General features: G+C 61.7%; 22 protein-coding genes. 9 read left to right on the top strand and 13 right to left on the bottom strand.

Annotated features, from left to right (window positions below; all coding sequences use genetic code 11):
• Nucleotides 1-50 precede the first annotated feature (50 nt).
• From HF682_RS13455 to HF682_RS13430, 6 genes are all read right to left on the bottom strand, one after another.
• Nucleotides 51-974, bottom strand: coding sequence for a helix-turn-helix transcriptional regulator (locus tag HF682_RS13455; protein ID WP_168877836.1), 924 nt, complete (start codon nucleotides 972-974; stop codon nucleotides 51-53).
• A 52-nt stretch (nucleotides 975-1,026) separates the two neighbouring features.
• On the bottom strand, nucleotides 1,027-2,385 hold the full coding sequence (locus HF682_RS13450) for an efflux transporter outer membrane subunit (protein ID WP_168877835.1): 1,359 nt from the start codon (nucleotides 2,383-2,385) through the stop codon (nucleotides 1,027-1,029).
• 2 nt (nucleotides 2,386-2,387) lie between these two features.
• Nucleotides 2,388-4,325: a MacB family efflux pump subunit gene (locus HF682_RS13445; RefSeq protein ID WP_168877834.1), complete on the bottom strand. Its 1,938-nt coding sequence runs from the start codon at nucleotides 4,323-4,325 to the stop codon at nucleotides 2,388-2,390.
• Nucleotides 4,322-5,458: a macrolide transporter subunit MacA gene (gene macA / locus HF682_RS13440; RefSeq protein ID WP_168877833.1), complete on the bottom strand. Its 1,137-nt coding sequence runs from the start codon at nucleotides 5,456-5,458 to the stop codon at nucleotides 4,322-4,324. The genes HF682_RS13445 and macA overlap by 4 nt, the downstream gene beginning before the upstream one ends.
• A gap of 257 nt (nucleotides 5,459-5,715) precedes the next feature.
• Complete coding sequence (groL, locus tag HF682_RS13435; RefSeq protein ID WP_168877832.1) at nucleotides 5,716-7,359, bottom strand: chaperonin GroEL; 1,644 nt, start codon at nucleotides 7,357-7,359, stop codon at nucleotides 5,716-5,718.
• 54 nt (nucleotides 7,360-7,413) lie between these two features.
• Nucleotides 7,414-7,704 (bottom strand): co-chaperone GroES, encoded by a 291-nt coding sequence (locus HF682_RS13430; protein ID WP_168877831.1) that lies wholly within the window; start codon nucleotides 7,702-7,704, stop codon nucleotides 7,414-7,416.
• Between the two features lie 304 nt (nucleotides 7,705-8,008).
• On the opposite strand from HF682_RS13430, the gene HF682_RS13425 reads away from it, so the two are divergent.
• From HF682_RS13425 to HF682_RS13415, 3 genes are all read left to right on the top strand, one after another.
• Nucleotides 8,009-9,370: an adenosylmethionine--8-amino-7-oxononanoate transaminase gene (locus HF682_RS13425; protein WP_168877830.1), complete on the top strand. Its 1,362-nt coding sequence runs from the start codon at nucleotides 8,009-8,011 to the stop codon at nucleotides 9,368-9,370.
• Between the two features lie 48 nt (nucleotides 9,371-9,418).
• Nucleotides 9,419-10,120, top strand: a complete 702-nt coding sequence (locus tag HF682_RS17970) for an SPOR domain-containing protein (RefSeq protein ID WP_168877829.1) — start codon at nucleotides 9,419-9,421, stop codon at nucleotides 10,118-10,120.
• A 73-nt stretch (nucleotides 10,121-10,193) separates the two neighbouring features.
• Nucleotides 10,194-10,823, top strand: coding sequence for a thiol:disulfide interchange protein DsbA/DsbL (locus tag HF682_RS13415; RefSeq protein ID WP_168877828.1), 630 nt, complete (start codon nucleotides 10,194-10,196; stop codon nucleotides 10,821-10,823).
• Nucleotides 10,824-10,960: 137 nt separating this feature from the next.
• Here HF682_RS13415 and HF682_RS13410 read toward each other — a convergent pair whose 3' ends face one another.
• Together HF682_RS13410 and HF682_RS13405 are read right to left on the bottom strand one after the other, a co-directional pair.
• Nucleotides 10,961-12,202: a GGDEF domain-containing protein gene (locus HF682_RS13410; RefSeq protein ID WP_168877827.1), complete on the bottom strand. Its 1,242-nt coding sequence runs from the start codon at nucleotides 12,200-12,202 to the stop codon at nucleotides 10,961-10,963.
• A gap of 33 nt (nucleotides 12,203-12,235) precedes the next feature.
• Nucleotides 12,236-13,036 (bottom strand): inositol monophosphatase family protein, encoded by an 801-nt coding sequence (locus HF682_RS13405; protein WP_168877826.1) that lies wholly within the window; start codon nucleotides 13,034-13,036, stop codon nucleotides 12,236-12,238.
• Nucleotides 13,037-13,167: 131 nt separating this feature from the next.
• Between HF682_RS13405 and HF682_RS13400 the strand changes: the two genes are divergently transcribed.
• The 5 genes from HF682_RS13400 (at nucleotide 13,168) to HF682_RS13380 (ending at nucleotide 19,588) form a co-directional block, all read left to right on the top strand.
• Nucleotides 13,168-13,890, top strand: a complete 723-nt coding sequence (locus HF682_RS13400; RefSeq protein WP_168877825.1) for a 16S rRNA (uracil(1498)-N(3))-methyltransferase — start codon at nucleotides 13,168-13,170, stop codon at nucleotides 13,888-13,890.
• A 20-nt stretch (nucleotides 13,891-13,910) separates the two neighbouring features.
• Nucleotides 13,911-15,275: an amino-acid N-acetyltransferase gene (gene argA / locus HF682_RS13395; RefSeq protein WP_240947276.1), complete on the top strand. Its 1,365-nt coding sequence runs from the start codon at nucleotides 13,911-13,913 to the stop codon at nucleotides 15,273-15,275.
• 30 nt (nucleotides 15,276-15,305) lie between these two features.
• A complete protein-coding gene (locus HF682_RS13390) occupies nucleotides 15,306-15,578 on the top strand; it encodes an oxidative damage protection protein (protein ID WP_168877824.1) in 273 nt (90 codons plus the stop codon).
• Between the two features lie 44 nt (nucleotides 15,579-15,622).
• Entirely contained in the window at nucleotides 15,623-17,698 is a 2,076-nt protein-coding gene (ppk1, locus tag HF682_RS13385; RefSeq protein ID WP_168877823.1) for a polyphosphate kinase 1, read from the top strand.
• 234 nt (nucleotides 17,699-17,932) lie between these two features.
• Complete coding sequence (locus tag HF682_RS13380) at nucleotides 17,933-19,588, top strand: cyclic-di-GMP receptor FimW-related protein (RefSeq protein WP_168877822.1); 1,656 nt, start codon at nucleotides 17,933-17,935, stop codon at nucleotides 19,586-19,588.
• 36 nt (nucleotides 19,589-19,624) lie between these two features.
• Here HF682_RS13380 and HF682_RS13375 read toward each other — a convergent pair whose 3' ends face one another.
• The gene (locus HF682_RS13375) at nucleotides 19,625-20,398 is read right to left on the bottom strand and encodes a transporter substrate-binding domain-containing protein (protein WP_168877821.1); all 774 of its coding nucleotides are present in this window, start codon (nucleotides 20,396-20,398) and stop codon (nucleotides 19,625-19,627) included.
• Between the two features lie 143 nt (nucleotides 20,399-20,541).
• On the bottom strand, nucleotides 20,542-21,315 hold the full coding sequence (gene yaaA, locus HF682_RS13370) for a peroxide stress protein YaaA (protein WP_168877820.1): 774 nt from the start codon (nucleotides 21,313-21,315) through the stop codon (nucleotides 20,542-20,544).
• Between the two features lie 50 nt (nucleotides 21,316-21,365).
• Between yaaA and HF682_RS13365 the strand changes: the two genes are divergently transcribed.
• On the top strand, nucleotides 21,366-22,388 hold the full coding sequence (locus tag HF682_RS13365; protein ID WP_168877819.1) for an alginate lyase family protein: 1,023 nt from the start codon (nucleotides 21,366-21,368) through the stop codon (nucleotides 22,386-22,388).
• Nucleotides 22,389-22,406: 18 nt separating this feature from the next.
• Here the strand turns inward: HF682_RS13365 and holA are convergent, their stop codons facing one another.
• Genes holA through leuS form a run of 3 tightly spaced genes read right to left on the bottom strand, consistent with a single transcriptional unit; the run spans nucleotide 22,407 to nucleotide 26,595 of the window.
• On the bottom strand, nucleotides 22,407-23,435 hold the full coding sequence (holA, locus tag HF682_RS13360; RefSeq protein ID WP_168877818.1) for a DNA polymerase III subunit delta: 1,029 nt from the start codon (nucleotides 23,433-23,435) through the stop codon (nucleotides 22,407-22,409).
• A gap of 17 nt (nucleotides 23,436-23,452) precedes the next feature.
• Entirely contained in the window at nucleotides 23,453-23,968 is a 516-nt protein-coding gene (locus HF682_RS13355; RefSeq protein WP_168877817.1) for an LPS-assembly lipoprotein LptE, read from the bottom strand.
• Complete coding sequence (leuS, locus tag HF682_RS13350) at nucleotides 23,968-26,595, bottom strand: leucine--tRNA ligase (RefSeq protein WP_168877816.1); 2,628 nt, start codon at nucleotides 26,593-26,595, stop codon at nucleotides 23,968-23,970. The genes HF682_RS13355 and leuS overlap by 1 nt, the downstream gene beginning before the upstream one ends.
• Nucleotides 26,596-26,648: the final 53 nt, after the last annotated feature.

Here is a 26,648-nt window from a genome sequence, read left to right as displayed (position 1 = left end):
GCCGATGCCGGGAACGCCAGCCGACATGCCGGATTGTGCAAACCGTTAGCTCAGCCTGCCATCGCCGCCAGCGGCAGCACCGCTTGCCGCAGAAAGGTATCCGCATAGCGGCCAGGACTCAGGCCAAACTGACGACGGAAATCGCGCGAGAAATGCGAGGTACTGGCGTAGCCCGCCTGTTCTGCCGCCTGCGCGACCGACACCTGCTCGTCGAGTAACAGCAGGCGAGCCGTCTCCAGCCGTAACTGGCGGGCATATTGCCCTGGCGGCATGCCGACAATCTGGCGGAAGCGATGCCCCAGACTGGAACGACTCATGGCCACAGCGGATGCGATCTCCTCGATCTCCGGCTGACGGGTGGCGTGGCGCTCGATGTATTGCATGGCGCGCAACACCTGCAGGTGCTCGCGAGTCAGCCCGGCGCGCAGCACACTGGCTGCCTCAGAAGTCAGTAGCCGGACGGTGATTTCCTTCAAGTAGAGCGGAGCCAGCAGACGGCGCTCGGTGGCGTGGCCAAGGCAATCCAGCAGGCGGCACAAGGCATCTGCCAGCGGCGCATTCACTTCGCCGACAAAAGCGGCGGCAGCCACCTCGCGACGCGGCAACAGCTGCGCTTCCAGCAGCTCCAGCAGGGTGCGCCCCAACAGGGCCGGGGGGAGTTGCAGCTTGAGGGCAATATAGGGCGCTGCCGGGCTGGCTTCCACCTCGGCCTGATAATGATGCCGGCCGTGGAGCACCACATGCTGACGAGCATCGTTGAGAAACGTCTGTCCCTGACAGTGAATCCACTTGCGGCCACTGAGCGCAACCGCCACCTGGCTATAGGGGCTGTAGCCGCGTACCAGCGACAAGGGCTGGTCACTGCGGAACAACCAAAGCTCGGGCAGGGCAGTCGCGGTGTGCCCGGGCTGGCTGGCCAGCGGGCGGGCCTGCTGTTGCAGGCTCAGCAGGGGATCGGGTGCGGCGTGCGGCATGGCGGGGTCAGGTCAATATCAGGCCACATCATCGCCTTTCCCTAAGGTGCAATCAATAGCCGCCACCCAGTGCTGCATAGAGTTGCGACAGGCTTTTGAGGCGTTCCAGCTGAAGGTCCAGCCATTCCAGCTCGCCCTGCCTGCGGGCTTCGCTGGCGGCCAGCCACTCCTTGAGCGCCACCGCACCGGCGCGATAGCGCTGCTCGGCAATGCGCTCCTGCTGTTGCTGGCGCTGCACGATTTGCTGCTGCAAGCGGATTTGCTCGCCCAGCTGTTGCTGGTTCGACAGCGCATCATCCACTTCCTGGAAAGCGGTATACCACCGCTTGCGTAGCAGAATGATGGCTTCTTCGTACTCGGCTTCGCTGGCTTGCTGTTGCAACTGCAGGGTGGGCCATTGCAGGAAGGGCAGCACCAGCCCGGCCCCCAGTGTTGCCAGCGGGTTACGCAGTACATGGCGCAGCTCCGGACTGCTGCCATTGAGGTCGCCGGTCAGCGTCAGCACCGGGTAAAACGCACGCTTGCGTTCATCGACATTCGCTAGCAGCGCCCGTACCCGTTGTTCGGCGGCCAGCAGATCCGGCCTGCGGTTCAGCAGACTGCTGGGCAAACCAGCCTGCACCGTTGGCAGGGCGGATTGCAGGGGGAGCGGTGCGATGTCCGGATGAAAGGAACCCGGGGGCTGATTGGCCAGCAGTGCCAATGCATTATAGTGGCTGGCCAGATCCTGCTCTTGGCCCAGGCGTTCCTGTTGGTATTTCAGCAGCAGCTGCTCGGCTTGCAGACGATCTTGCGGAGCGATGGCGCCCCAGCGCTGTTGTTGCTCCAGCAGCTGGACTACCCGTTGCTGGTATTGGCGGCTTTGCTCCAGATACGCCAGCTTGGTGCGAGCCGCCGCGATGTCCCAATAGCGCTCCGCCACCTGTCGGTCCAGTGTCAGTTGCAGTGCCCGATGATCTGCTTCGGTGGCCTGCCACTCTAGTGAGCCTGCGCGTTGGGCGGCATCCAGCTTGCCCCAGAGGTCCACCACATACGACACCCCGATCGAGGATTGGTACTGGCGCTGCCATTGCTTGTCCTCTTCACCCAGGGTGCGGCTGGCATTACGGTTGAGGCTGGCCGTGAAGCTGGGGTAAGCGTCACGAGCGCTGACGCCTGCTTCGAGCATGGCCTTGCGGATGCGCTGAGCGGAAGCCGCCAGGTCCGGGTTGTCGCGGCGTACCGTTTGCAGCAGCTGCAGCAGGGTGGGGTCGCCAAAGCCCTGCCACCAGTCGGTGCTTGTCAACGGGGGCTGGCTGGAAGTCTCGGTTTGCCATTGCTTGGGGAGCGTCGCGTCGGGCCGCTGCCATGGCGTGGGCGCGCAGGCGGTCAGCAAGTAGCTCAAGGTCAGTAACAGGGCAGGGCGGAACATGGTCATTCTCGAGCCAGCGCGTCTATCGGGTTAAGGCGGGCGGCACGGCGGGCCGGCAGGTAGCCAAAAATCAGGCCGATCAGGCTGGCACAGACCACCGCCAGCAGCACGGCACGCCCCGGCAGGCCGATCTGCCAGCTGGGCAGCAGCAGCCCCGCGACCGTTGCCAGCCCCCAGGACAGCACCACGCCGATGGCACCACCGACCAGGCAGACCAGCACCGATTCGGTGATGAACTGCTGCATCACATCCTGCTGCCGCGCGCCAACGGCCATGCGGATACCGATCTCACGGGTACGCTCGGTCACCGATACCAGCATGATGTTCATCACACCGATGCCGCCCACCAGCAGGGAAATGACCGCAACCAGCGTCAGCAGCAGGCTGAGGGTATTGCTGACGGTGGTGACCTGTCGGATCGCGACGTCGATATTCTCCGTGAAGAAATCCTTGCTGCCGTGGCGCTGGGTCAGCAAACGGGTCAGCGCCTGCTCGGCCAGTACCGGGGGTTGACCGTCCCGCACCCGGATGGTCAGATAGTCAAAGTGAGAGCGTCCCAGCAGGTGGCTTCCTGCCGTGGTGTAAGGGATCAACACACGCAAGCTTTGGCCATCGCTGAACATGGACTTTCGGCTGGCCATCACCCCCACCACCCGGACCGGCACGTGCCCAAGCAGGATGACCTCTCCGATCGGGTCCCGGTTAGGGAAAAGTTTCTTGCGGGTGCGCTCATCAATGACAGCAACCTGGGCCTGACGAGCCACATCATCCGCATTAAAAGCCAAGCCGCTAGCGATGGTCTTTCCTTTGACCCGGAAGTACTGCGCGCTGACCCCACTGACTTCGATGCTGGCATCCAGATTCCCTACCCTCCCGCGTACTCCAGTGCCGGTAATAGGCGTCACACTGTCCACGTAAGGTTCATTGGCGAGGGCGGTCAGATCGCCCGCCTGCAGGCTGCGGATGCTGTTAGCCTTGTCGTCTCCCCAGTCACTGCCACGGCCGACGTCGATGGTGTTGGTGCCGTAGGAGCGCAGGTCAGTCAGGATGTAATTCTGGGCGGCATCGCCGATGGTGATGATGGACACCACTGAGGTGATGCCGATGATGATGCCCAGCATGGTCAGCAAGGTACGCAGGCGGTTGGCCAGCATGGCGTGCAGCGCCATCTTGAAGGCTTCGGCCAATTGTCCCAGCATGGCCAGCGGGTTACGCTGCTTGGGCTGATGCGGGATGGTTGCTGGTGGGGTGGCATCCTGATGCTGGTCACGCAGAATACGGCCATCATGAATTTCAATGATGCGGCGCGCACGGGCTGCCACCTGCGGGTCATGGGTGACCAGGATCACGGTATGGCCTGCGGCATTCAGCTCCTGCAGGATGCGCATCACCTCCTCGCCGCTGCGGCTGTCCAGCGCGCCGGTCGGCTCATCGGCGAGGATGATGTCGCCGCCATTCATCAGCGCACGGGCAATGGAGACACGCTGCTGCTGACCGCCAGACAACTGGCTGGGCCGGTTGTGCAGCTTGTCGCCCAAGCCCAGCCGCTGCAGCAGTTGGGTGGCGCGCTCGCGGCGGGCCTCCAGTGGCAGGCCCGCGTAGACGGCAGGCATCGCCACATTGTCGAGCGCGCTCAAGTGGGGTAACAGGTGGTAGCGCTGGAAAATGAAGCCGAAGTGTTCCCGCCGCAAGCGGGCCAGAGCATCCGGTTCGAAGCGGGCGGTATCCTCGCCATTGATCTGATAGTTGCCGCTGCTGGCCTGATCCAGACAGCCGAGGATGTTCATCAGCGTGGATTTGCCGGAGCCTGAGCTGCCGATGATGGCGACCATTTCGCCAGCATGGATGTCCAGTGAGACGCGGTCCAGTACGGTGACATCCTGTTCGCCAGCAGGGAACCGGCGGCTGACCTCGCGCAGCGAGAGCAGTGGCTGACTCATGGTGCCGCGCTCGCGGCCCCTTCACCGCCGCCTGTAATCACCAGTTCGCCCGCTTTCAGGCCAGATAATACTTGCGCCCGGGTATTGGTCTGCATGCCGAGGCGGACCCAGCGGGTTTGCACCTGATGCTGGGCACTCAGCACTTTGACGGCATGCAGCCCCTTGGCATTACGGGCCCCCAGTGCGGACAGCGGGATGTTCAGCACTTGCTTGGCAGATGCGAGCAGCAGGTTGACTTCGGCCGTCATGTCTACTTTGAGCTTGCCTTCCGGATTGGGCACTTCAAACAGGGCGCGATAAAACACCGCGTTATTGATCCGCTCCGGCATCGGCAGTACGGTACGCAGCTTGCCCCAGTAGCGTTGCTGCGGCGCACCCAGCACCGTGAAGTAGACCGGCATGCCGGGCGTCAGCCGCATCACGTCGGCCTCGGAAACCTGCGCCTTCACCGTCATCTCACGCAAGTCTGCCAGTCGCAGGATCACCGGTGCTTGCTGGCTGGCAATCACGGTCTGGCCCTGCTGGGTGACGATTTCCACCACCTCGCCGCTGATGGGGGCGGTGATGCGGGTATAGCCCAGTGTCGTGCGGTTTCGGTCGATATTGATCTGGGCGTTACGAATCTGCGCTTTCAGCGCCTCGGTATCGGCCTCACCCTGGCGGACCTGGGCTTCGGCGGCTTCCAGCTCCTTGCGTGCCGTCGCTTCGGTTTGCCACAGGCCCTGTTGCCGTAGCAACTCTTTGCGGGCCAGCTGCAGCCCGATTTGCCGGCTGTTCAGCTGGGCTTGCAGCACATCACGCTGTGCCAGTGCCGATTTGAGGTCACTCTCGACCAGCTGGGGATCAATCTCCGCCAGCACTTGCCCCTGCTGTACTTTGCTGCCGGCATCGACCCACAGTTTGCGCAACTGACCGGAAGCCTGTGCACCTACATCCACCTGGTAACGCGCCTGCAACGTGCCCGTGGCCAGTACCGCCTGCTCCAGATCGCCGCGTACCACTGATGCCGTCAGGTATTCCTGTGGTGGCTCATAGGTCCATTGCCGATAGCCGTATACGCCCCCGAGCAAGATGATCGTGACGATCAGCTTGCGTTGCCAATGCCGGGTAAACAGGTTGCGGAGTCTGGACATGGGTGAATCAAAACCGGGTTAGCACCAGCCTAGGCTGGATCAAGTGTGTGCAGTATGCCAAAAGTGCCCTTAGGCTGCCCTAAAAAAATACGCCTGCCATGCTGTAGATCGGCTCATGAGCGTGACAGCGTGTCTGAGATAAGCTTTTATTGGGCGGGTGGATGTACACAGAGGGGCTGGTGTTTCCACCAGCCCCTCTGTGTGGACTGCCCACTTACGGTGAGCAGTCGGGTCGATCCGGTAACAGGATCGGCAGATTACATCATGCCGTCCATGCCACCCATACCGCCCATGCCACCCGGCATGCCGCCAGCCGGCTTGTCTTCCGGCAGTTCGGCCACCATGGCGTCGGTGGTCAGCATCAGGCCAGCCACAGAGGCAGCGAACTGCAGTGCGGAGCGGGTGACCTTGGTCGGATCCAGCACGCCCATTTCCACCATGTCGCCGTATTCGCTGGAACCGGCGTTGTAACCGAAGTTACCCTTGCCTTCCAGCACCTTGGCGATCACCACGCTCGGCTCGTCGCCGGCGTTGGAAACGATCTGGCGCAGCGGGGCTTCGATCGCCTTCAGCACGATCTTCACGCCGGCTTCCTGGTCACCGTTAATGGTTTCCACCTTGCCCAGGTTGGCGCGGGCACGCAGCAGGGCCACACCACCGCCCGGCACGATGCCTTCTTCAACTGCAGCGCGGGTGGCGTGCAGCGCGTCTTCCACGCGAGCCTTCTTTTCCTTCATTTCAACTTCGGTGGCTGCGCCAACCTTGATCACAGCCACGCCGCCGGCCAGCTTGGCCTTGCGTTCCTGCAGCTTTTCGCGGTCGTAGTCGCTGGTGGCTTCTTCGATCTGGCGATCGATTTGACCCACGCGAGCCTGGATAGCGTCGGCCTGGCCAATGCCGTCGATCACGGTGGTCAGTTCCTTGCCCACTTCCACGCGCTTGGCTTGACCCAGTTCAGCCAGGGTTGCCTTTTCCAGCGACAGGCCCACTTCTTCAGCGATCACGGTGCCGCCGGTCAGGATGGCGATGTCTTCCAGCATGGCCTTGCGGCGGTCGCCGAAGCCCGGAGCCTTGACAGCCACCACCTTCAGGATGCCGCGCATGGTGTTCACCACCAGCGTGGCCAAGGCTTCGCCTTCCACGTCTTCAGCGATGATCAGCAGCGGACGGCCGGACTTGGCCACTTGCTCCAGCAGCGGCAGCAGGTCACGGATGTTGCTGATCTTCTTGTCGAACAGCAGGATGAACGGGTTGTCCAGCGCTGCGATCTGCTTTTCCGGGTTGTTGATGAAGTACGGGGACAGGTAGCCGCGGTCGAACTGCATGCCTTCCACCACGTCCAGCTCGTTGTCCAGGCTCTTGCCGTCTTCAACGGTAATCACGCCTTCCTTGCCCACTTTGTCCATTGCGTCGGCGATGATCTTGCCGATCGACTCGTCGCTGTTGGCGGAAATGGAACCCACCTGGGCGATTTCCTTGGAGGTGGTGGTCGGCTTGCTGATGCCCTTCAGTTGTTCAACCAGGGCAGCCACAGCCTTGTCGATACCGCGCTTCAGGTCCATCGGGTTCATGCCGGCGGCCACGTACTTCATGCCTTCCTGCACGATGGCTTGTGCCAGCACCGTCGCGGTGGTGGTACCGTCACCGGCCACGTCGGAGGTCTTGGAAGCCACTTCCTTGACCATCTGGGCGCCCATGTTTTCGAACTTGTCCTTCAGTTCGATTTCCTTGGCCACCGACACACCGTCCTTGGTGATGGTCGGGGCGCCGAAGGAGCGGTCCAGCACCACATTGCGGCCCTTCGGGCCCAGGGTCACCTTGACGGCGTCGGCCAGAACGTTGACACCCACCACCATCTTGGCACGGGCTTCGTCGTGGAACTTAACTTGTTTTGCAGCCATGTTCGTTTCTCTCCGGATTGGAATGAGTTATGAGACGTTGCGGTTGCGGGAGGCTTAGCCTTCCACCACGCCCATCACGTCTTCTTCGCGCATCACCAGCAGTTCTTCGCCGTCCACTTTCACGGACTGGCCGCTGTACTTGCCGAAGATCACCTTGTCGCCTACCTTCAGGCTCATCGGACGCACGGAACCGTTGTCCTGGATCTTGCCTGCGCCAACGGCTTCCACCAGACCCATGTCTGGCTTTTCGGCAGCATTGCCCGGCAGAACGATGCCGGAAGCGGTTTTTTCTTCGGCTTCCAGACGCTTGACGATCACACGGTCGTGCAACGGACGAATTTTCATAATCCAACTCTCCTGATTCACAAAAAACGAGACGGTCTACCGCTCGTTACAGAAAGATGCGGGTTCTGAGTGCCTGATACGCAAACACGTTTTGGCACTCCCCCGTGGCGAGTGCTAATGGTATGGGCGGCTTTTACCCTTTTCAAGAGGGTGGCTGTGAGATTTTTATCACAGGCGAGCCGCCACCCCATGCCCCGACATTGGCTGAATCCACACTGAATGCCGCAGGGCATCCCGACAGGGGGGGCAGAGGGGCATGCTACAATCCAGCCCCATGATGAACAGGTGTGCAGGGCAGGGTGTAATGAACAATCAGGCATGGCTGCAGCGCAGCCTGCAGGCGGTGTGGCACCCCTGCACCCAGATGAAGCGGCATGAAACCTTCCCGCTGGTGCCGGTGGCGCGGGCGCAGGGTGCGTGGTTGTATGACTTTGACGGCAAGCGCTATCTGGATGGCGTATCCAGCTGGTGGGTCAACCTGTTCGGGCATGGTCATCCGGTGATCAATGCCGCGCTGAAAGACCAGCTGGACCAGCTGGAGCATGTGATGTTGGCCGGGTTTACCCATGCCCCGGTGATCGAGCTCTCCGAGCGCCTGTCTGCCTTGACCGGTGGCGTGCTGGGCCACGCCTTCTATGGCTCGGATGGTGCCTCGGCGACCGAGATGGCGTTGAAGATGAGCTTTCATTACTGGCGCAATGTCGGTCAGCCGGAGAAAACCCGCTTCCTGCATCTGGCGGACAGCTACCATGGTGAAACGCTGGGTGCGCTGGCGGTCACCGACGTGGCGCTGTTTCGCGATACCTATGCCCCGTTGCTGCGTGCCGGTGTCGCCATGCCGTCACCGGACCGGCGGCTGGCAGCACCGGGAGAGGCCCCTGAGGCGGTTGCCGCGCGGGCCATCCGGGTGATGGCGGACTATCTGGCAGCGCACCACGGCCAGGTGGCGGCTGTGATCATTGAGCCGTTGGTGCAGGGGGCGGCCGGCATGGCGATGTACGGGCCGTGGTACTTGCAGCAGTTGCGCCGCTTGTGCGATCAGTATCAGGTCCATCTGATTGCCGATGAAATCGCGGTAGGCTGTGGCCGCACTGGTACCTTCTTTGCGTGTGAGCAGGCGGGTATCTGGCCGGACCTGCTGTTACTGTCCAAAGGCATTACCGGGGGCTATTTGCCGCTGTCGGTGGTGCTGAGTCGGGACGCCCTCTATCAGGCGTTTTACCATGACGATGTCAGTCGGGGCTTCCTGCATTCGCACTCCTACACCGGCAATCCGCTGGCGTGCCGGGCCGCACTGGCGACGCTGTCCCTGTTTGAGCAGCAGGATGTGTTTGCGCAAAATCGCCTGCTGGCGGCCCGCATTAATCATTTGGCGGAGCCGATTCGTGCCTTGCCCTTTGTGCGGCAATTCCGTCAGGCGGGGGAGACGGGGGGCGGCATGATCTGGGCCTTTGAGGTGGAGGACGCGCCGGCCGGTTTTGCCCAGCAGCTGTTTGCGGCGGCACTCAAGCGTGAACTTTTGCTGCGCCCAATGGGACCAACGGTTTACTGGATGCCCCCCTATGTGCTGACGGATGAGGAGGCCGAGCACCTGGTGGTGGCGACCCATGATGCACTGCTGGAGGTGATGGGGGCCCCATGCGGCGTGCGCATGAAAACGGTATAATCGTCCAGCGTGCGGACTGTCCGCGCTAACCGGCCAACTGGAGGATCAATGAGCCGAGACCACAAGAATACCCCGCGTGCTCGTCCGTCCGGCAGCAATCGCCAAGGGGGCAGCAGCCTGTTTTCCGGGATTGTCATTGGCTTGTTCCTGGGGATTGGCATTTCCCTGGCCGGGGTTTATCTGGTCAACCGCAAGTTGCTGGGCAGTCAAGGTTCCAGCCTGCAGGTAGGGGCGTCTGCCGTACCGGATGGCTTGCCCAAGCCGGAAGCCAATGGTGTGGCTGTGGCCGACCCGAATGCGCCCAAGCCGGCCAGCAAGCCGGACTTTGAATTCTTTGAAATTTTACCTGGGACCGAACAAGGTGCCTCCACGCCTGCTGGCAAGCCGGCGGACACTAAACCGGCAGACAACAAGCCCGCTGACAGCAAACCGGTAGATGCGAAACCCGCGGATGCCAAGCCTGCTGAGGCTGGCGATGCCAAACCGGCTGAAGAGAAACCGGCTGACGCCAAGCCCGCGCGCGCCTTGTTGCAAGCGGGCTCGTTCCAGGATGAGTCTGACGCGGAGAACCTGCGCGCCCGCCTGGCGCTGCTGGGGCTGGATGCCTCGGTCCGCAGCAAGGATATTCCCGGCAAGGGGGTATGGCATCGCGTGATGGTGGGGCCGCTGAACAAGCAGGAAGACATCGACCGGGTCAAGGCTACCTTGCAGCAAAACGGGATTACCCCAACGGTCTTGCCGTTGAAGTAAGGGTACCTGGCCGGTGGGACAAGGTCCGGATCGGCTGAGCGGGACGTGAACTGAAACCAAGAGGATGAGTGTGATGAAAGCAGGATGGAAATGGTTGCTGGCTACCGTGGCACTGGCAGGAAGTCTGGTGGCCCAGGCGGCGCAGCCGTGGATCAATATGCCGAACCCGATGCCGGTGCAGGCTCCCAAGGGCAAGGTGGAAGTGATTGAATTCTTCTGGCTGGGTTGCCCGCACTGCTACCATTTAGAGCCGAAACTCAATGCCTGGCTGAAGACGCTGCCGGCCGATGTACAGTTCCGCCGGGTACATGCGGCCTGGAATGCGGGCATGCAGAAGCACGCCCAGCTGTATGCGACCATCGAAACCCTGAAGATGCCGCAACTGATCGGTCCTGCGTTTGACGCCATTCATAAGCAAGAGCTTGAGCTGCGCGATGCGGATGTGGTAAAGGACTGGGCCGGTAAGCAAAAGGTAAATGGCAAGCCGCTCAATGCCGCCACCTTCATGGGGGTGTACAACTCCTTTGGCGTTCAGACCTACGCCAACCGTGCACCCAAAGTCACCCAGGATTATGGTATCTCGGGCGTGCCGACCTTTGTGGTACAAGGCAAGTTCATGACTTCGGTCAGCGATGCCGGTGGTGAAGACCAGCTGTTTGCTGTGCTGAACCAGCTGATTGCGCAGTCGCGCAAGGCACCCTGATGCTGAATGGGGGCCGGCATTGCCGGTTCCCTTCGTTTTGCCTGCGTAAAGGTGAATGAGCAGAGCCTTTCTGCTGGGGGTCGGCTTTATCCCGTCACTTGGGGCACGTGTGCCTACGCGATGCCGCGAGTGATTCCCTATCCCTCCATGCCCCCTGATGCGGCAAGCTCCACCATGACACGGTTACGCCCCAATTCCTTGGCGTGATACATGGCCTTGTCGGCGCGGGAAAGCAGGCTGTCCAGACTGTCCCCTTCCTGTATCCGGGCAACGCCGAAACTGGCGGTGAGGCGCAAGGCTTTGCCATCCGGTAACGGGCAGGGGTGTTGGTGCAGGTGTTGCCGTAGCCGCTCGGCCAGTTGCTGAGCCTGCTCGACATCGGTGTGCTCCAGCAGCAGGACAAACTCCTCACCGCCCAGCCGGGCCAGCAAGTCGGGCATGCGCAAACCCTCCCGCAGCAGACTGGCTGCATGCTGCAGGGCCAGATCGCCCGCGGCATGGCCATGGCGGTCGTTGATCCGCTTGAAATGATCCAGATCGAGCATGAGCACGCACAGTGGATGGCGCTGACGCTGGGCTTGCTGCAGGCGCAGGGCACCTTGCTCAAAAAAGTGGCGACGGGTCAGCAGGCCGGTCAGGGCATCCGTAGTGGCTTGCTGACGAAGCTCCTCTTCCAGCCTGCGCTGCTCGCTGACATCCAGATACACATGCACATGGCGGTCGCCAATGGCGCGATAGTGAAACTGGATGTCCCGGTACTCGCCATTCTTGCAGCGTACCCGCCATTCCTGCGGCGCCATGTCGATATTGTACAGGCGCGCTTCCGCGATGGCGGTTTCCCAGGCGGCACGAGCGGTATTGCGGTACGCCACGTCCGGATAGCAATGTAGCCACCACTCATCCAGCGTGGGCAAGTCGGCATCGGTATAGCCGAACAACTCCACAAACTTGCGGTTGAGCAGCAGGGTCTGAAAATTTTCCCGATCCACTTCCAGTCCCACCGGGAGCCAGTTGAGGATTTCCAGCCAATGCGCATCGGCCAGATCGGATGGCGGGGATTGCAAATCGCTGATGTCACTGAGCAAGGCGAGGCCGCAGCCACCGGCTTGCGGGCTGAGGCTGAGCTGCAGCCAGCGCTGGCGGGCGGTGAAAAAGCGCAAAGCATCCAGTGCGACACCCTGGCTCAGGGCCTGCGACAGGATCACCAGATGGCGGGGGCTCAATTGCTGGGAGAGGGGTTCTGTCGTAGCAAATTCGGGCAGCAGTTGTTGCGCCGCCGTATTCAGCTGAGTGCATCGCAATTCACCCAGCGTATTGACACACAGCCAGAGCGCCGGGGTCGGTAAAGGGGCTACTGCGCGCCACAGCGGTGATGGCATCGACAGTTCCCCTCCTTGAATAGCGGCAGCGGGTCAGCGATTGGCCCAGACCCATTTCTGCCAGGTTTCAAACAGGCCTGGATCCAGTGCAGCAACCGCAGAACGGGTCCAGACCACATCTTGCCAGAACTGTGGTGATTGCAGGGTGGACATGCAGCCGCCTGCTTCTTGCAGGATCAATGCGCCTGCCGCGTAGTCCCACAGCTTCTGACCGCCATGTAAATATAGATCAAAGCGGCCTGCTGCGACATAACACCAGTCCAGGGTAGAAGCCCCCAGATTGCGCTGGCTGCCATAGGGGGCCACGCTCATCAGGCGGGCTGGCAGCTTGCCGGAGAGCCACTTGATCTCTACACCTGCGATGGCATCACACATGCGCGGTACATGGCGTTTCAGGGGCAGCGGCTGGCCGTTGAGCCAGGCCCCTTTGCCGGCCACCGCGCTGAATAGTTCATTGCTGACCGGATTGTAAATCACCCCCAGCACGCTGCGACCATGCTGCATCAAGGCGACCGAGGTGGCGAAGTAGGGCAGGCCGTGGATGAAGTTGGTGGTGCCGTCGATCGGGTCCAGACACCACAGGCCAGAGTCGCCGGCCTGCCACAAGCGTTGCTGCTCTTCCTTGCTCATCTCCTCGCCCATCACCGGGAAAGGGATGATGCGGGTCAGCCCTTCAACCAGCGCAGACTGGGTCGCCAGATCAGCTTCTGTGAGCAAGCTGCCATCGACCTTGCGGGCATATTGTCCGCTGAGGAAGCGCGGCATGATCTCTCGGTGCGCAACGGTGCGAACCAGGTCACACACCGCAGGAAGATAGCGTTCCGGGTCAAGCATGGCAGGCTTTCTGTGCGGTAACGGCCCTGGAGCGGAAGGACGGCGGCGGAAGGGTGGACAACAGCATGGTTCAGGCCAGACTCAGTATTGGCTTATACTGCCAGTCTTCCTGTCTTTACGCAATTTCAGCGATGCCTCGATTCTATTGCCCTCAACCGCTGCAGCCGGGTCAGCTGCTGCGTTTGCCGGAGACGGTGCACCGGCATGTTCAGGTGCTGCGCCTGCAGCCCCAGGACAGTTTGACCTTGTTCAACGGTGAGGGTGGCGAGTACCACGCCACCTTGACGCAGATGACGAACAAGTGGAGCGAGGTGCTGCTGGGTGCGCATGACCCGGTGGAACGGGAGTCACCGCTGCAGCTGAAACTGGTGCAAGGGGTATCCAGTGGCGACCGCATGGATTACACCCTGCAGAAAGCCGTTGAGCTGGGAGTGACTGAGATTCAGCCGGTGCTGACCCGTCGCGGCATCGTCAAACTGCCGCCCGAGCGCTGGGCGAAAAAGCAGGCGCATTGGCAGGGGGTGGTGGAGGCGGCCTGCGAACAATGCGGGCGCAATCAAGTGCCGGTGGTGCATGAGGCGCAAGCCTTGTCCGCCTGGTTGGCTCAGCAGCATCAGGCGGGGCAGCGTGGGCTGGTGCTGCTGCCGGGTTCGACGCAGCGCCTGCGAGAGCAGACCGCGCCAACCAGCCAGTGGTTGCTGGCCGGGCCGGAAGGGGGGCTGAGTGAGGAAGAGGTGGCCCTCGCGTTACAATACGGCTGGCAAGCGCTGACCCTGGGGCCTCGGGTATTGCGTACGGAAACCGCAGCGCTGGCGGCGCTGGCGGCTATTTCTGCCCTGTGGGGCGATTTCTGAACAAGGAGTGGGAAGAGTCCATGAGCCGCATGCTGCCACATACCCCGATGGTGACCTGGTTTCGTGAAGCAGCACCCTATATCCGTGCTTTCCGAGGCCGAACCTTTGTGGTGGCCATCGGCGGTGATGTGGTGGCAGGCGGGCAGCTGGCTTCACTGACCCATGATTTCAATCTGCTGGTTAGCCTGGGGGTGCGGCTGGTGCTGGTGCATGGTGTCCGCCCCCAGGTCAATCAGCGGGTGCAGGCCAAGGGCCTGCCTTTGAACTACCATCGCGGGGTGCGCATAACCGATGCCGACGTGCTGGAGTGCGTCAAAGAGGCGGTGGGCGTGGTGCGTGCCGATATTGAGGCCACCCTGTCCATGGGACTCCCCTCCACTCCTATGTCGAATGCCGGTATCCGTGTGGCGGGTGGCAACTTCCTGATTGCGCAGCCGCTGGGGGTGCGCGATGGGGTGGACATGATGTACAGCGGCGAGGTGCGCCGAGTGCATGTTGAAACCATCCAGCAGCGGCTGGGGGAAGGCGAGATTGTGGTCATTTCACCACTGGGTTATTCGCCTACCGGAGAGGCGTTCAACCTGACGGTGGAGGATACGGCCACCGCTGTGGCGACTGAACTGAACGCGGACAAGCTGATTTTCTTCATGGACGATCCTGGGCTGACCGACGCCCATGGCAGCGTGCGCCTGGAAGTCACCACCCGTGAAGCCCGAGAGGTGCTGAAGAAGCGCTCGGAACAGTACGATGACATCGGCTGTTATCTGCCTGCAGCCATTCGCGCCTGCGAGCTGGGGATAGAACGGGTGCATCTGCTGTCCCGCTTTGAAGATGGTGCCTTGTTGCTGGAACTGTTTACCCATGAAGGGGTCGGAACCCTGATTACCCGGCAGCGGCTGGAACGGCTGCGCCATGCCACCATTGATGACGTCGGCAGCATCCTGCAACTGATCGAGCCGCTGGAGTCTGAAGGCGTGCTGGTCAAGCGCGGGCGCGAATTGCTGGAGATGGAGATCGAACGCTTCGCCATACTGGAGCACGATAACCGGACCGTCGGCTGTGTGGCTTTGTACCCTTATGCCGAGTCCGGTATGGGCGAACTGGCCTGTCTGGTGGTGGACCCGCAGTTTCGGGCGGCGGGCTATGGTGACTTGCTGTTGCAGGCGGTCGAACAGCGCGCGCTGGAGCTGGGGCTGCAGCAATTGTTTGTGTTGACCACCCGTACCGCACACTGGTTTTGCGAGCGGGGGTTTGCGGCGGCACCCGTATCGGATCTGCCGGCCAAGAAGCAGCAGCTGTACAACTTCCAGCGCCGCTCCAAGGTATTTATCAAGCCGCTCAAACCCAGTGACCGGCCATTGGTACAGATTGTCAAAAAAATGTAATAAACCAGCAGTAAAGTGAAAGGAAACATCATGAGCAGAATGGTACAGTGCATCAAACTGGGGCGTGAGGCCGAAGGGCTGGACTTCCCCCCGCTGCCGGGAGAGCTGGGCAAGCGGGTGTTCGAGAATGTGTCTAAGGAAGCCTGGCAAGCCTGGGTTCGCCACCAGACCATGCTGATCAATGAAAACCGTCTTAACCTGGCAGACAGCCGGGCCCGGCAGTACCTGACGGCGCAACTGGAAGCCTATTTCTTTGGCGGAGGTGCGGATGCTGTCGCAGGGTACGTGCCGCCCGCCCCGTAAGGGGTCTGTCCGGGTGACCCGACTCACCCCTGACTGACATCGGTATGACCCTCAAACTACGCCCGGATCACCTGCTCAACCGTGAGCTTTGTCTGATTGAATTCAACCGCCGAGTGCTGGCGCAAGCGGAAGATGACAGTAATCCGCTGCTGGAACGGTTGAAATTCCTGTGTATCGTCAGCAGTAATCTGGACGAATTGTTTGAGGTCCGCATCGCCTCGCTGCAAGAGCACCTGCGCAGCCGGGGTGATGCGACCGAGGTGGATGGCTACACGCCCGCCGCCTTGCTGCAAGAAATCAGCGAACGTCTGCACGGTCTGGTGTCGCACCAGTACCGGGTATTGCGCGAAACGGTGTTGCCTGCGCTGGCTGCGGAAGGGGTCTGCTTCCTGCGACGCCCCAGCTGGAACGAGGCACAGCAAGCCTGGGTACGAGACTATTTTTTCCGTGAAGTGATGCCGGTGCTGACCCCGATTGGGCTGGACCCGGCGCATCCCTTCCCGCGGGTGCTCAACAAGAGCCTGAACTTTGCCGTCGAGCTCGATGGCCGTGATGCGTTCGGGCGCAATTCCGGGGTCGCCATCGTGCAGGCCCCGCGCATCCTGCCGCGAGTGATCCCCTTGCCGCCAGAGATCTCTGGTGTCTCGCATGGCTTCGTGTTCCTGTCCTCCATTCTGCATGCGCATGTCGGTGAGCTGTTCTCCGGCATGGACGTGCTGGGCTGCTACCAGTTCCGGGTGACCCGCAACGCCGACCTCTCGGTGGACGAGGGCGACATGACCGATCTGCGCGAGGCGTTGCAGGATGAACTGAGCCACCGCCAGTTTGGCGAGGCGGTTCGTCTGGAAGTGGCGGATAATTGCCCACAGCACATGGTGGACTTCCTGCTGTCGCAATTCAAGCTGGAAGAAGGAGGCCTGTTCAAGGTGGACGGCCCTGTGAATCTGGTGCGATTGATGCAGGTGCCAGATCTGGTGAACCGGGCCGACTTGAAATACCCGCCCTTCCGCCCGGCCCTGCCTTCGGTGCTGCAAAAGCATCACGACATGTTTGAAGTCATGCAGCGTGGCGATGTGCTGCTGCACCATCCTTTCCAGTCCTTTGGCCCGGTGGTCGAGTTGTTGCGCCAGGCAGCGCACGATGAGCGGGTGGTGGCCATCAAGATGACGGTCTACCGCACCGGCAATGATTCTGTGCTGATGGATGCCTTGATTCAGGCCGCGCAGCGTGGCAAGGAAGTCACCGTGGTGCTGGAACTGATGGCCCGCTTTGATGAAGAGGCCAATATTGGCTGGGCCGACCGGCTGGAAGAAGTGGGCGCTCACGTGGTGTATGGGGTGGTCGGCTACAAGACCCACGCCAAAATGCTGATGGTGGTGCGGCGTGAGGCGAAAGGACTGCGCCGGTACGTGCATCTGGGGACGGGTAACTATCACCCGCGTACCACCAAGTTCTATACCGACTTTGGCCTGATGACCTGCAATGAGCAGATCGGTGAAGACGTTAGCGACATCTTCACCCAGCTCACCGGGCTGGGCAAGGCCGGGCAACTGCATGCCTTGTGGCAGGCTCCCTTCACCCTGCACAGTGAAATCCTGCGGGCCATTGAAGCCGAGGTTCGCCACGCCAAGGCGGGCCGCAAGGCACGGGTCATCGCCAAGATGAATGCGCTGGTCGAGCCGCAGGTGATCCGGGCGCTGTATGCGGCATCACAGGCGGGTGTGCAGGTGGATCTGATCATCCGCGGCGTATGCGCGTTACGCCCGGGCGTGCCGGGTTTGTCGGAGAACATCCGGGTGCGCTCGGTGGTGGGGCGCTTCCTGGAGCACACCCGGGTGTTTTACTTCCATGCCGACAAGGAAGAGAAGGTGTACCTGTCTTCTGCAGACTGGATGCACCGCAATCTGTTCCGGCGCATCGAGGTGGCGTTCCCGGTGCTGGAACCCAAGCTCAAGCGCCGGGTGATCCGCGAAGGCTTGCTGCCGTATCTGAGCGATAACCGGCAAGCTTGGGAAATGCTGCCAGACGGCAGTTATCGACAAAAAACGTCACGCCGGGGTGTGGCGCGTGTTGCCCAGCAGCACCTGTTGCTGGAGCTGGGTGAGTCCGGCGCAGCTTAAGGGCTTGTTGCGGAGGGGGTTTCAGGCTGCATTCGGGTCTCCAGTGTACGATGGGGCAGGCTGGCATCATTTATGCTGGTTGATTGAAGATGTTCTGCCAAGACCTCATCCAGACTTGTGGTAGCGGGTTGGGCTTGCGGGTCTGATGCAGTCATCCTATAACCCAATCAAGCGGCATGCCGTTGTCAAGATCGACATGCCAGCTGGACAACCCGACGGTCTTGAAACACGCCCATGAATGCGACGCTAGAATCCTTGTATGTACCTGAGCCGGTGGCCTCGCAGTTGTCATCGCACTTGGCAGATGCCAAGTCGTTGCACGACTGGTTGATCGGCCTGCCGCAGGTGCAGCCGCTGGATCTGGGGCGTACCTTATATGATGCCTTGTTCACCCTCAACCGCAGCAAGCTGGACCGGGATTTTCGCCTGCAGGCGCTGGAGCAGTTCCAGACCAAGATCGACATTCACCTGCCCGCACTGGAGCGTTTGTACCACGGTGTGGCCGTGCCGCAGCGCGAGCGGGCGGAGCAGGCCTGGCATCTGGCGCGCGACCTGCTGCTGGAGCTGATTTGTGCCTGCAAGCTGGTACTGCGAGAAGAGAGCAGTCGGCGCTTTGTGTTCGGGCAGCGCAATGCCGCGGGCTTGTTGCTGCGCCTGCTGCAGCTGAGCCAGCGGGTCTTGATGCTGTGCTATGGCAATTATTACCCGGTTCCGGAGCGGGTCTGGCTGGAAGTGCACCTGCTGTTCCGCCATGCCTGGGAGCAGAAAATGCTGGACGAGGTCCCGGAGGGGGCCAGTGTCAGCATTCAGCAGCTGTACAAGCAGATCCTGCTGCTGGGACTGTCAGATCCGCACAGCCTGTTGCCGGGCGAGATCCAGAAGGTGCAGGAGTGGCTGCACAAGCTGGCCAATTACGCCACCCTGCAGGCGGTCTCCCAGCTGGCAGACCCCGCCGGGTTCTTCCTGATTCAGCTCGACCGTGATGTGCCGCCCCAGTTCATGGGGCACCGCCCGATGCAGCTGGACGGGCGGCATGCCATTCTGCTGAATACCTTTGAGGTGGTCCGCCGACTGCACAAGGAGCTGGTCCCGCTGGAAAAAGTAGCGGCATCTTCCAGCCATTTCCAGAAAGCCACCCACCATATTGATCTGCTGCGTCGTTTGATCCGCGCCTGGGGTATTACCCCGCAGCGTTTGTTTAATCGCATGCGCAATAACGCCAGCGTACTGTTAGTCTGTGGATTGTGGTCAGCCCACCAGTTGTTGCAACGTGAGCGTCTGCAAGCGGAAGATGTGGGCGCCCTGGAGCTCGAACCCGCCCAGCTTGAAACAGATGTGCCTACCGCTGAAGCGGGTGACGAGGTGGTGCGGGTGGTACCGCCGGTGAGTCCGGAGGTACATTTGTCGCGCTGGCAGGTAATCAATGTCAGTCCGGGGGGCTACGCCTTGCAGCTGGAAACGGCGCAGCCGGAAAGCATCACCGTGGGAAGCGTGGTGCTGATTCGCTCTGAGCATGTCGACCGCTGGAATGTGGCGGTGGTGCGCTGGGTGCGGCAGGGGCGCCTGCTGGACATTGGCTTGCAGCTGCTGGCACCGTTTGCCGAAGCCGTGCGGGTGCGCCGCAAGGAAAACGATCAGGTCGAGCACTACGAGCCGGCACTGCTGTTGCCGTCGGTGCCGGAAATGAAGCAGCCTGCCAGTCTGATTGCACCTGCCGGGCAGTTTGCGCCATTGCGGGAATTTGATGTGATGCGGATGACGGATGAGGTCAGCATTCGCGCCATCCGGCGCATGGACCATGGCATGAATGTGGACCAGTTCGAATTCATCACACCGGCCCAGCTGGAAGCCTTGCTGGAGATGCCAGCGGCGCAGGCCAGCAGCTTTTAGCACCATGGCGGCTTGAGCCGCCATGGTCAGCATGCTTCAGCCCTTGCTGATGTCGTACTTGAAGTAGCGATCGCTCAGCTTCTTGAATGCACCGCTGGCCTGCACTTTCTTGATGGCATCATTGAAGCGTGCGGTCAGGTCTTGGTCTTCCTTGCGGAAAGCCATGCCAATGCCTTCACCGATGTACTTGGTGTCGGAAACCGGCGTGCCAATCAGGGAAAACTTGGCACTGTTCTTGGCCAGGAAGCCTTGCTGGATTTCCATCTTGTCGGCAAACACCGCATCCAGACGGCCAGAAGTCAGATCCATATAGGCTTCCGGGGTCTTGGAGTACTGGCGAACGTTCACACCCTGGCTTTGCCAGGTGGCCAGTGCATAGTCGGCTGAGACCGAGCCGCGCTGCACGCCAATGGTCTTGCCTTTCAGCGCCGCTGCGGTGGGCAGCAATGGGCTGCCTTGCTTGGCAACCAGCTGCGACGGGGTGATGTAGTAGCGGTCGGAGAAGTTCACCTTCTGCTTGCGCTCGGCGTTGATCGACATGGAAGACATGATCACGTCGAACTTCTTGGCCAGCAGGCCGGGGATCAGACCATCAAACTCACTGCTGACCAGCGTGCACTTCAGCTTCATTTCTGCGCAGTACAGCGCCAGCAGTTCCGGCTCGAAACCTTCGATCTTGCCGCTGGGGCTCAGCTTGGAAAACGGCGGATAGGATGGTTCCATGCCAATGCGGACTTCGGTCCAGTCTTTGGCCAGAACACTGCCGCTGACCAGCAGACCGGCCAGCAGGGCGGGGAGCAACTTCTTCATGGGATACACCTGTCAAACACGGCTGCATGCGGGATCGCCACATGCGCTTTGATCAATGGGACACGACAGCCTGCATGGCAAGCTGCCGCGTTTACGCTGCACTGCAGCGAAGGCGCATTGTGCCACAATGCGGGGCAGGCGGCCTAGGGCGCTTCCCGACGGAATAGCCAGCGATCCTCGCTCGACGCCTCGGGGGCAAAGCGATAACCCGCTTCATCAAAGCCTTGCAGCGCTTCGGCGTGCTGCAGGCGGTGGCGGATGGCAAAACGGGCCATCATGCCGCGTGCGCGCTTGGCGTGAAAGCTGATGATCTTGTACACCCCGTTCTTGCGGTCCTGGAACACCGGCTGGATCACCGGCGTGCGCAGGGCAGCGACGGGGACGGCCTTGAAATACTCATCCGAGGCCAGATTGATGATCGGACCCTGTGCCCCTGCTTGTGCCAGCTGGTCTAGCGCTTGGGCGAGCTGTTGGCCCCAGAACGCATACAGGTCGCGCCCGGCTGCGGTGTCCAGCCGGGTTCCCATTTCCAGCCGATAGGGCTGGATCAGGTCCAGCGGGCGCAGCAGGCCGTACAGACCGGAGAGGATGCGCAGGTGCTGCTGCGCATAGTCCAGGTCGGCATCGTCAAACTGGCTGGCCTGTAGCCCCTCGTATACATCACCCATGAAGGCCAACACCGCCGGACGGGCATTGTCTGGGGTAAACGGGGTGTACCAGTCGGCGTAGCGACCCACATTCAGTTGCGCCAGCTTGTCCGACAGTGACATCAATTCGGCCAGTGCAGCCGGGCTGAAGTGGCGCAAACGCTCGATCAGCTGCTGTGACTGGGGCAGGTAATCCGGTTGGCTAAAGCGGCGGGTGGTGAGTGGTGAATCGTAGTCTAGCGTCTTGGCGGGCGACAGCAGTAACAGCATGGGGTAACCTGCAGAAATTCAAGGCAGCAGTTTAGCAAGGAGCGGGCAGGATGGGCAGAGTCTGGTGGCTGGTATTACTGCTGTGGCATGGCAGCGCGGGGGCCTGGATGTCCCCCTATGTGCTGCGTGCCCCCTTGCAGCCTGATCATGGCAAGGCTTGCGTAGCCACACCAGCGGTTCAGCGTGATGTCATCGGCGTCAGCTTCTATACCGATGCCCAGCACTCCGAAGCGGACCCTGCTTTGGTGGCGGCCAACAAGGCTGCGGCCAAGCCGCTGGATGACTATCTGCGACAGGTGCAGTCCTGGAGCAACCGCTATGTGCGCCTCGGGGATGCCGCGGGCGCCCGCTGCGCTGGACAATGGCTACAGGACTGGGCACAAGGGCAGGCGCTGCTCGGCAAGGTCAACCCACAGGGCGAGTATGAGCGTAAATGGCGCACCGCAGGGCTGGCGCTGGCTTATCTGCAGGTCAAGCCACGACTGCCGCTTGCACAGCGGCAGCAGATTGAGGGCTGGCTGCTGCAACTGGCAACGGCCGTACAGCAGCGCTATGCCGCCCGCAAGCGCGAGTCGGACTTCAACAACCACGCCTACTGGGCGGGCTGGAGCGTGATGACCGTGGCAGTCGCCACCGAGCAGCAAGCGCTGTTTGACTGGGCTTGTGACCAATACCGGCTGGGATTGGCCGAGCTACAAGATGATGGCACCTTGCCGCGCGAAATGGCGCGGGGCAAGAAAGCGCTGGCCTATCACCAGTTTGCGCTGTTGCCGCTGGTGTGGATGGCCGAGCTGGCGTCGCGGCAAGGGGTAAACCTGTATGAGGAGCGGGAGCGTCGCCTGTCGCGATTGGTATCGCGGGTGCTGGATAGTCTGGCGGACCCCGGCTGGATGGCGCAGCAGGCGGGGCGACCACAAGAGCCCGTCAGCGTCAAAGGACTGAATGCATCCTGGATGTGGCTGTGGCAGCAACATGATCCGGATGCGCGGTTGCAGCGCTGGCTGAAGGGGCTCACGTCCCTGCAGGCGTGGCAGGTGGGCGGCGATGTGCTGCTGTGGCAAGTGGCGGAGTAGCCCGGTTCGTAGAGAAGTCTAGTGTGTCCAGGACGGCAATACGGGCGCACCACACAGCAGTAGGCCAAGCTGGCTGAGCACGTGCCAAGGGTCGTGCGGGCTGACGCCTTTGCTGGCGCGATCAGCCTCGGCACACAATGACAAGGCGCGGCGCAGGGTGGGGCCATCCAGCCGCCGTGCGGCGGGGCCAACCCATTGCTGCTTGTCGCCCCATACCCGGTTTTCCCGCAGTAAGGCCGGTAACGCTTGTCCTTGAGCCAGACCGTGCGCCACCCGGTACAGCAGGTGGGCATCTTCATTGAGTGACCACAGCACCAGAGTGGGGGCCTCGCCCTCGGCCTTCAGACCATCCAGCATGCGCAGAAAACGGGCCGTATCCCCTTGCAGCACGGCTTCGGAGAGCTGAAACACATCAAAGCGGGCCACATTCAGTACCGCCTCTCGCACCTGCGCTTCGCTCAGCGCGCCTTCGGGGTAGAGCAGGGCCAGCTTCTGCACTTCCTGATGCGCAGCCAGCAAATTGCCTTCCACCCGTTCTGCCAGAAAGGTCAGCCCTGCAGGGTCCAGCTGCTGCTTCTGCTTTTGCAGCCTGCCATTCAGCCAGGCGGGTAGCGCCTGACGCTCCACCGGCGGGGTGGCGATGGTGACCCCGGCCTGTTGCAAGGCCTGAAACCATTTGCTGGATTGGGTGGCTTTGTCCAGACGGGGCAAGGTGATCAGCAGCAGGTTGTCGGGGTTGAGTGACTGGCTCAGCTGCTGCAAGGCTTCGCTGCCCTGGGTGCCTGGTTTGCCGGAAGGAATGGCGAGCTCAATGAACTTGCGGTCGGCAAACAGCGACATCGCATCATTGGCAAACAGCAGGGTGGACCACTGAAAGCCACTTTCCACCACATGGCTTTCCCGCGCCAAGAACCCGGCGCGCTGCGCGACTTCACGCAGCGCGTCACGGGCCTCGATCTGTAGCAGGGCTTCATCGCCATGCAGCACATACAAGGGGGCCAGCGGCCCCTGCAGGTGACGCGACAACTGCTCGAGTTTCAACTCCACGGCGGCATCAATCCCACTCAGTGAGCAGCTGGCGTGCTGCCAACCGGCGCGTGGGCCAGGCGGCGCAGCATCTGCTGCAGCGCGTCCTGCCGCATGTCCAGATACAGGCGGTTTTCTTCCTGCTCCTTGGCCAGCAAGGCATCGTCGCTATAGCTCATGCGGCGCACCAGCGAGATCTGGTTCTGCAGCAAGGTTTCGCCCGCGGCGCTGCGCAGGCGGAAGGAGAAGGTGTATTGCAGTTCGTATTCCTTCACCTTGCCGTCGATGTTGACCGAGCGCAGGTTGCGGTTGCGTGACTCCTGCAGGCTGTCCAGCACGGGCGCATCGCTGCTGCTCTGCGCCAGGACCTCCACCCCGCCGCGCTCACTCAGGGTACGCTGCGCGTCGAGGTCCAGTTGAAACACGCCGGACTTGGCCAGAAACACTTGCTTGAACGGCAGCTCCACCGGCTGGGCACCACGCAAGTGGAAGCCACAACCGGCCAGCAAGCCGAGCAGGCCGAGCAAGCACAGACGAGAGAGTAAGGTACGCATCAGCCGACCACCAGATTGACCAGACGCCCCGGCACCACCACCACCTTCTTGATGGTCTGGCCTTCGACGTGCTTCATCACATGCGGGTCTGCCAGTGCGGCGGCTTCGATGGCGGCGCGATCTGCCGCCTTCGGCACGCTGATCTGGCCCCGCAGCTTGCCATTCACCTGCACCACCAGCTCAATCTGGTCGCTGTCCATCGCCGCGGCTTCCGGTTCGGGCCAACCGGCGTTGACCAGCTCACCGGCAGTGGCCGCGTAGCCCAGCTCGGTCCACAAGGCGTGGGTGAGGTGCGGGCTGACCGGCGACAGCACGCGCAGCAGGATGCTGGCGCCTTCACGCAGTACCGAGGGTGCCACGGCCGCTGCACCTTCCAGCGTGTTCAGCAGCTTCATCGCACCGGATACCACCGTGTTGTACTGGAAGCGCTCGTAATCGTGGTTGATCTGCTTGAGCGTCAGGTGTACCTCACGGCGCAGTGCCTTGCTGGCGGCGTCCAGGCTGGCGGCGTCAACCGTCCCAGCGTCCTTCAGCGCGTCATGCTGCTTGTAGCACCAGGCCCAGACCCGGCGCAGATAGCGATAGGCGCCTTCCACACCGCTGTCCGACCACGCTGCGCTTTGCTCCGGCGGCCCGGCAAACATGGTGAACAGACGCGCGGTATCGGCCCCGAAGCGGCTGATGATGTCTTTCGGTTCCACCACATTGTTCTTGGACTTGGACATCTTCTCGATGCCGCCCATCTGCACCGGCTGACCATCTTCCTTGGCGACAGCGCTGACCGGACGGCCCTTGTCGTCGTGCTGGACCTCGACCTCGCTCGGGTAGAACCAGCGCTTCTTGCCATCAGCCTGTTCGCGGTAGTAGCTGTCGTTCAGCAGCATGCCCTGGGTAAACAGGCGGGTAAACGGCTCATCGATCTTTACCAGACCGATGTCGCGCATCGCCTTGGTCCAGAAGCGGGCGTACAGCAGGTGCAGCACAGCGTGCTCAATGCCGCCGATGTACTGGTCCATCGCCATCCAGTAATCGTTGCGCGCGTCCACCATGGTAGTGGCGTCCGGGCAGGCATAGCGCATGAAATACCAGCTGGAATCGACAAAGGTATCCATGGTGTCGGTTTCCCGCTGCGCCGGTTTGCCGCACTGCGGGCAATCGACGTGGAGGAAATCCGCACGGTGTTTCAGCGGGTTGCCCGAGCCATCCGGAATGCAGTCCGTCGGCAGTTTGACCGGTAGCTGATCATACGGCACCGGCACATCGCCACAGCTGGCGCAGTGGATGATGGGAATCGGCGTGCCCCAGTAGCGCTGGCGCGAGATGCCCCAGTCGCGCAGGCGGTAGGTGGTTTTCTTTTCGCCGTTGTTTTGCGCAGCCAGGTCGGCCACCACGGCGTCGACGGCGGCTTCGTAGTCCAGGCCGTCATACTTGCCGGAGTGGACGCAATGGGTCAGTTGCTTGTCGCCATACCAGCCCTGCCACTCCTTGGCATCAAACGGTTGGGTATCGACATGGGTCGTGGCAATCACTTGCTTGATCGGCAAGCCGTACTTGTTGGCAAAGGCAAAATCACGCTCGTCGTGCCCCGGCACGCCCATTACCGCGCCATCGCCATAACTCATCAGCACATAGTTACCGATCCACAGCGGTACTGCTTCGCCGGTCAACGGGTGAGTCACGGTCAAGCCGGTGTCCATGCCCTTTTTGTCCTGGGTGGCCAGCTCGGCTTCCGTGGTGCCGCCCTTCTTGCATTCCTCGATGAAAGCCGCCAGTGCTGGCTTCAGCTCTGCCGCACGGGTGGCCAGCGGATGCTCGGCTGCCACCGCGCAGAAGGTGACCCCCATGATGGTGTCTGCACGGGTGGTGAAGACAAACAGCTTGCCATCCTGAATCAGCGCGCCGGAGGCATCTCGCACGTCGTGCTTGAAGGCAAAGCGTACGCCGGTCGACTTGCCGATCCAGTTGCGCTGCATGGCGCGTACCTGGTCCGGCCAGCCTTCCAGCTGGTCGATGCTGGAGAGCAGTTCTTCGGCGTAACGGGTGATGGCAAAGTAGTAACCCGGAATCTCGCGCTTTTCCACAATGGCCCCGGAGCGCCAGCCGCGGCCGTCCACCACCTGTTCATTGGCCAGCACGGTCTGGTCCACCGGATCCCAGTTCACCACCTGGGTTTTCTTGTAGACAATGCCTTGCTCCAGCATCTTCAGGAAGAACCACTGGTTCCATTTGTAGTAGTCCGGGTCGCAGGTGGCGACTTCGCGCGACCAGTCAAAACCCAGCCCCAGCGGCTGCATCTGCGACTTCATGTCTTCGATGTTGGCGTAGGTCCACTCCGCCGGTGAGCGCTGATAGGCAATGGCTGCGTTCTCGGCGGGCAGGCCGAAGGCGTCCCAGCCCATCGGCATCAGCACGTTGAAGCCCTTCATGCGCAGGTGGCGGGCCAGCATGTCGTTGATGGTGTAGTTGCGCACATGGCCCATGTGCAGCTTGCCGGACGGGTAGGGCAGCATGGAGCAGGCGTAGTACTTCGGGCGGTTCGGGTCTTCCACCACCTTGAAGGTCTGTGCGGCTTGCCAATGGGCCTGAGCGGCCGGTTCAATCTCCGCCGGGCGGTATTGCTCTTGCATGGTGCGGTCTGTCCTTGCGTGCTGGGGGTCGCATCCGCGTGCATGCTTTCAGC

Source organism: Leeia aquatica, assembly GCF_012641365.1.
GTDB lineage: Bacteria > Pseudomonadota > Gammaproteobacteria > Burkholderiales > Leeiaceae > Leeia > Leeia aquatica.
The sequence above is the reverse complement of the archived record's forward strand: the minus strand, read 5'-3'. Positions and strand labels throughout refer to the sequence as shown.

What these genes read in the sequence shown, in the direction of transcription:
- HF682_RS13455 (WP_168877836.1), bottom strand. Translation starts at nt 974, where the DNA reads ATGCCGCACGCCGCACCCGATCCCCTGCTGAGCCTGCAACAGCAGGCC.
- HF682_RS13450 (WP_168877835.1), bottom strand. Translation starts at nt 2,385, where the DNA reads ATGTTCCGCCCTGCCCTGTTACTGACCTTGAGCTACTTGCTGACCGCC.
- HF682_RS13445 (WP_168877834.1), bottom strand. Translation starts at nt 4,325, where the DNA reads ATGAGTCAGCCACTGCTCTCGCTGCGCGAGGTCAGCCGCCGGTTCCCT.
- macA (WP_168877833.1), bottom strand. Translation starts at nt 5,458, where the DNA reads ATGTCCAGACTCCGCAACCTGTTTACCCGGCATTGGCAACGCAAGCTG.
- groL (WP_168877832.1), bottom strand. Translation starts at nt 7,359, where the DNA reads ATGGCTGCAAAACAAGTTAAGTTCCACGACGAAGCCCGTGCCAAGATG.
- HF682_RS13430 (WP_168877831.1), bottom strand. Translation starts at nt 7,704, where the DNA reads ATGAAAATTCGTCCGTTGCACGACCGTGTGATCGTCAAGCGTCTGGAA.
- HF682_RS13425 (WP_168877830.1), top strand. Translation starts at nt 8,009, where the DNA reads ATGAACAATCAGGCATGGCTGCAGCGCAGCCTGCAGGCGGTGTGGCAC.
- HF682_RS17970 (WP_168877829.1), top strand. Translation starts at nt 9,419, where the DNA reads ATGAGCCGAGACCACAAGAATACCCCGCGTGCTCGTCCGTCCGGCAGC.
- HF682_RS13415 (WP_168877828.1), top strand. Translation starts at nt 10,194, where the DNA reads ATGAAAGCAGGATGGAAATGGTTGCTGGCTACCGTGGCACTGGCAGGA.
- HF682_RS13410 (WP_168877827.1), bottom strand. Translation starts at nt 12,202, where the DNA reads ATGCCATCACCGCTGTGGCGCGCAGTAGCCCCTTTACCGACCCCGGCG.
- HF682_RS13405 (WP_168877826.1), bottom strand. Translation starts at nt 13,036, where the DNA reads ATGCTTGACCCGGAACGCTATCTTCCTGCGGTGTGTGACCTGGTTCGC.
- HF682_RS13400 (WP_168877825.1), top strand. Translation starts at nt 13,168, where the DNA reads ATGCCTCGATTCTATTGCCCTCAACCGCTGCAGCCGGGTCAGCTGCTG.
- argA (WP_240947276.1), top strand. Translation starts at nt 13,911, where the DNA reads ATGAGCCGCATGCTGCCACATACCCCGATGGTGACCTGGTTTCGTGAA.
- HF682_RS13390 (WP_168877824.1), top strand. Translation starts at nt 15,306, where the DNA reads ATGAGCAGAATGGTACAGTGCATCAAACTGGGGCGTGAGGCCGAAGGG.
- ppk1 (WP_168877823.1), top strand. Translation starts at nt 15,623, where the DNA reads ATGACCCTCAAACTACGCCCGGATCACCTGCTCAACCGTGAGCTTTGT.
- HF682_RS13380 (WP_168877822.1), top strand. Translation starts at nt 17,933, where the DNA reads ATGAATGCGACGCTAGAATCCTTGTATGTACCTGAGCCGGTGGCCTCG.
- HF682_RS13375 (WP_168877821.1), bottom strand. Translation starts at nt 20,398, where the DNA reads ATGAAGAAGTTGCTCCCCGCCCTGCTGGCCGGTCTGCTGGTCAGCGGC.
- yaaA (WP_168877820.1), bottom strand. Translation starts at nt 21,315, where the DNA reads ATGCTGTTACTGCTGTCGCCCGCCAAGACGCTAGACTACGATTCACCA.
- HF682_RS13365 (WP_168877819.1), top strand. Translation starts at nt 21,366, where the DNA reads ATGGGCAGAGTCTGGTGGCTGGTATTACTGCTGTGGCATGGCAGCGCG.
- HF682_RS13355 (WP_168877817.1), bottom strand. Translation starts at nt 23,968, where the DNA reads ATGCGTACCTTACTCTCTCGTCTGTGCTTGCTCGGCCTGCTCGGCTTG.
- leuS (WP_168877816.1), bottom strand. Translation starts at nt 26,595, where the DNA reads ATGCAAGAGCAATACCGCCCGGCGGAGATTGAACCGGCCGCTCAGGCC.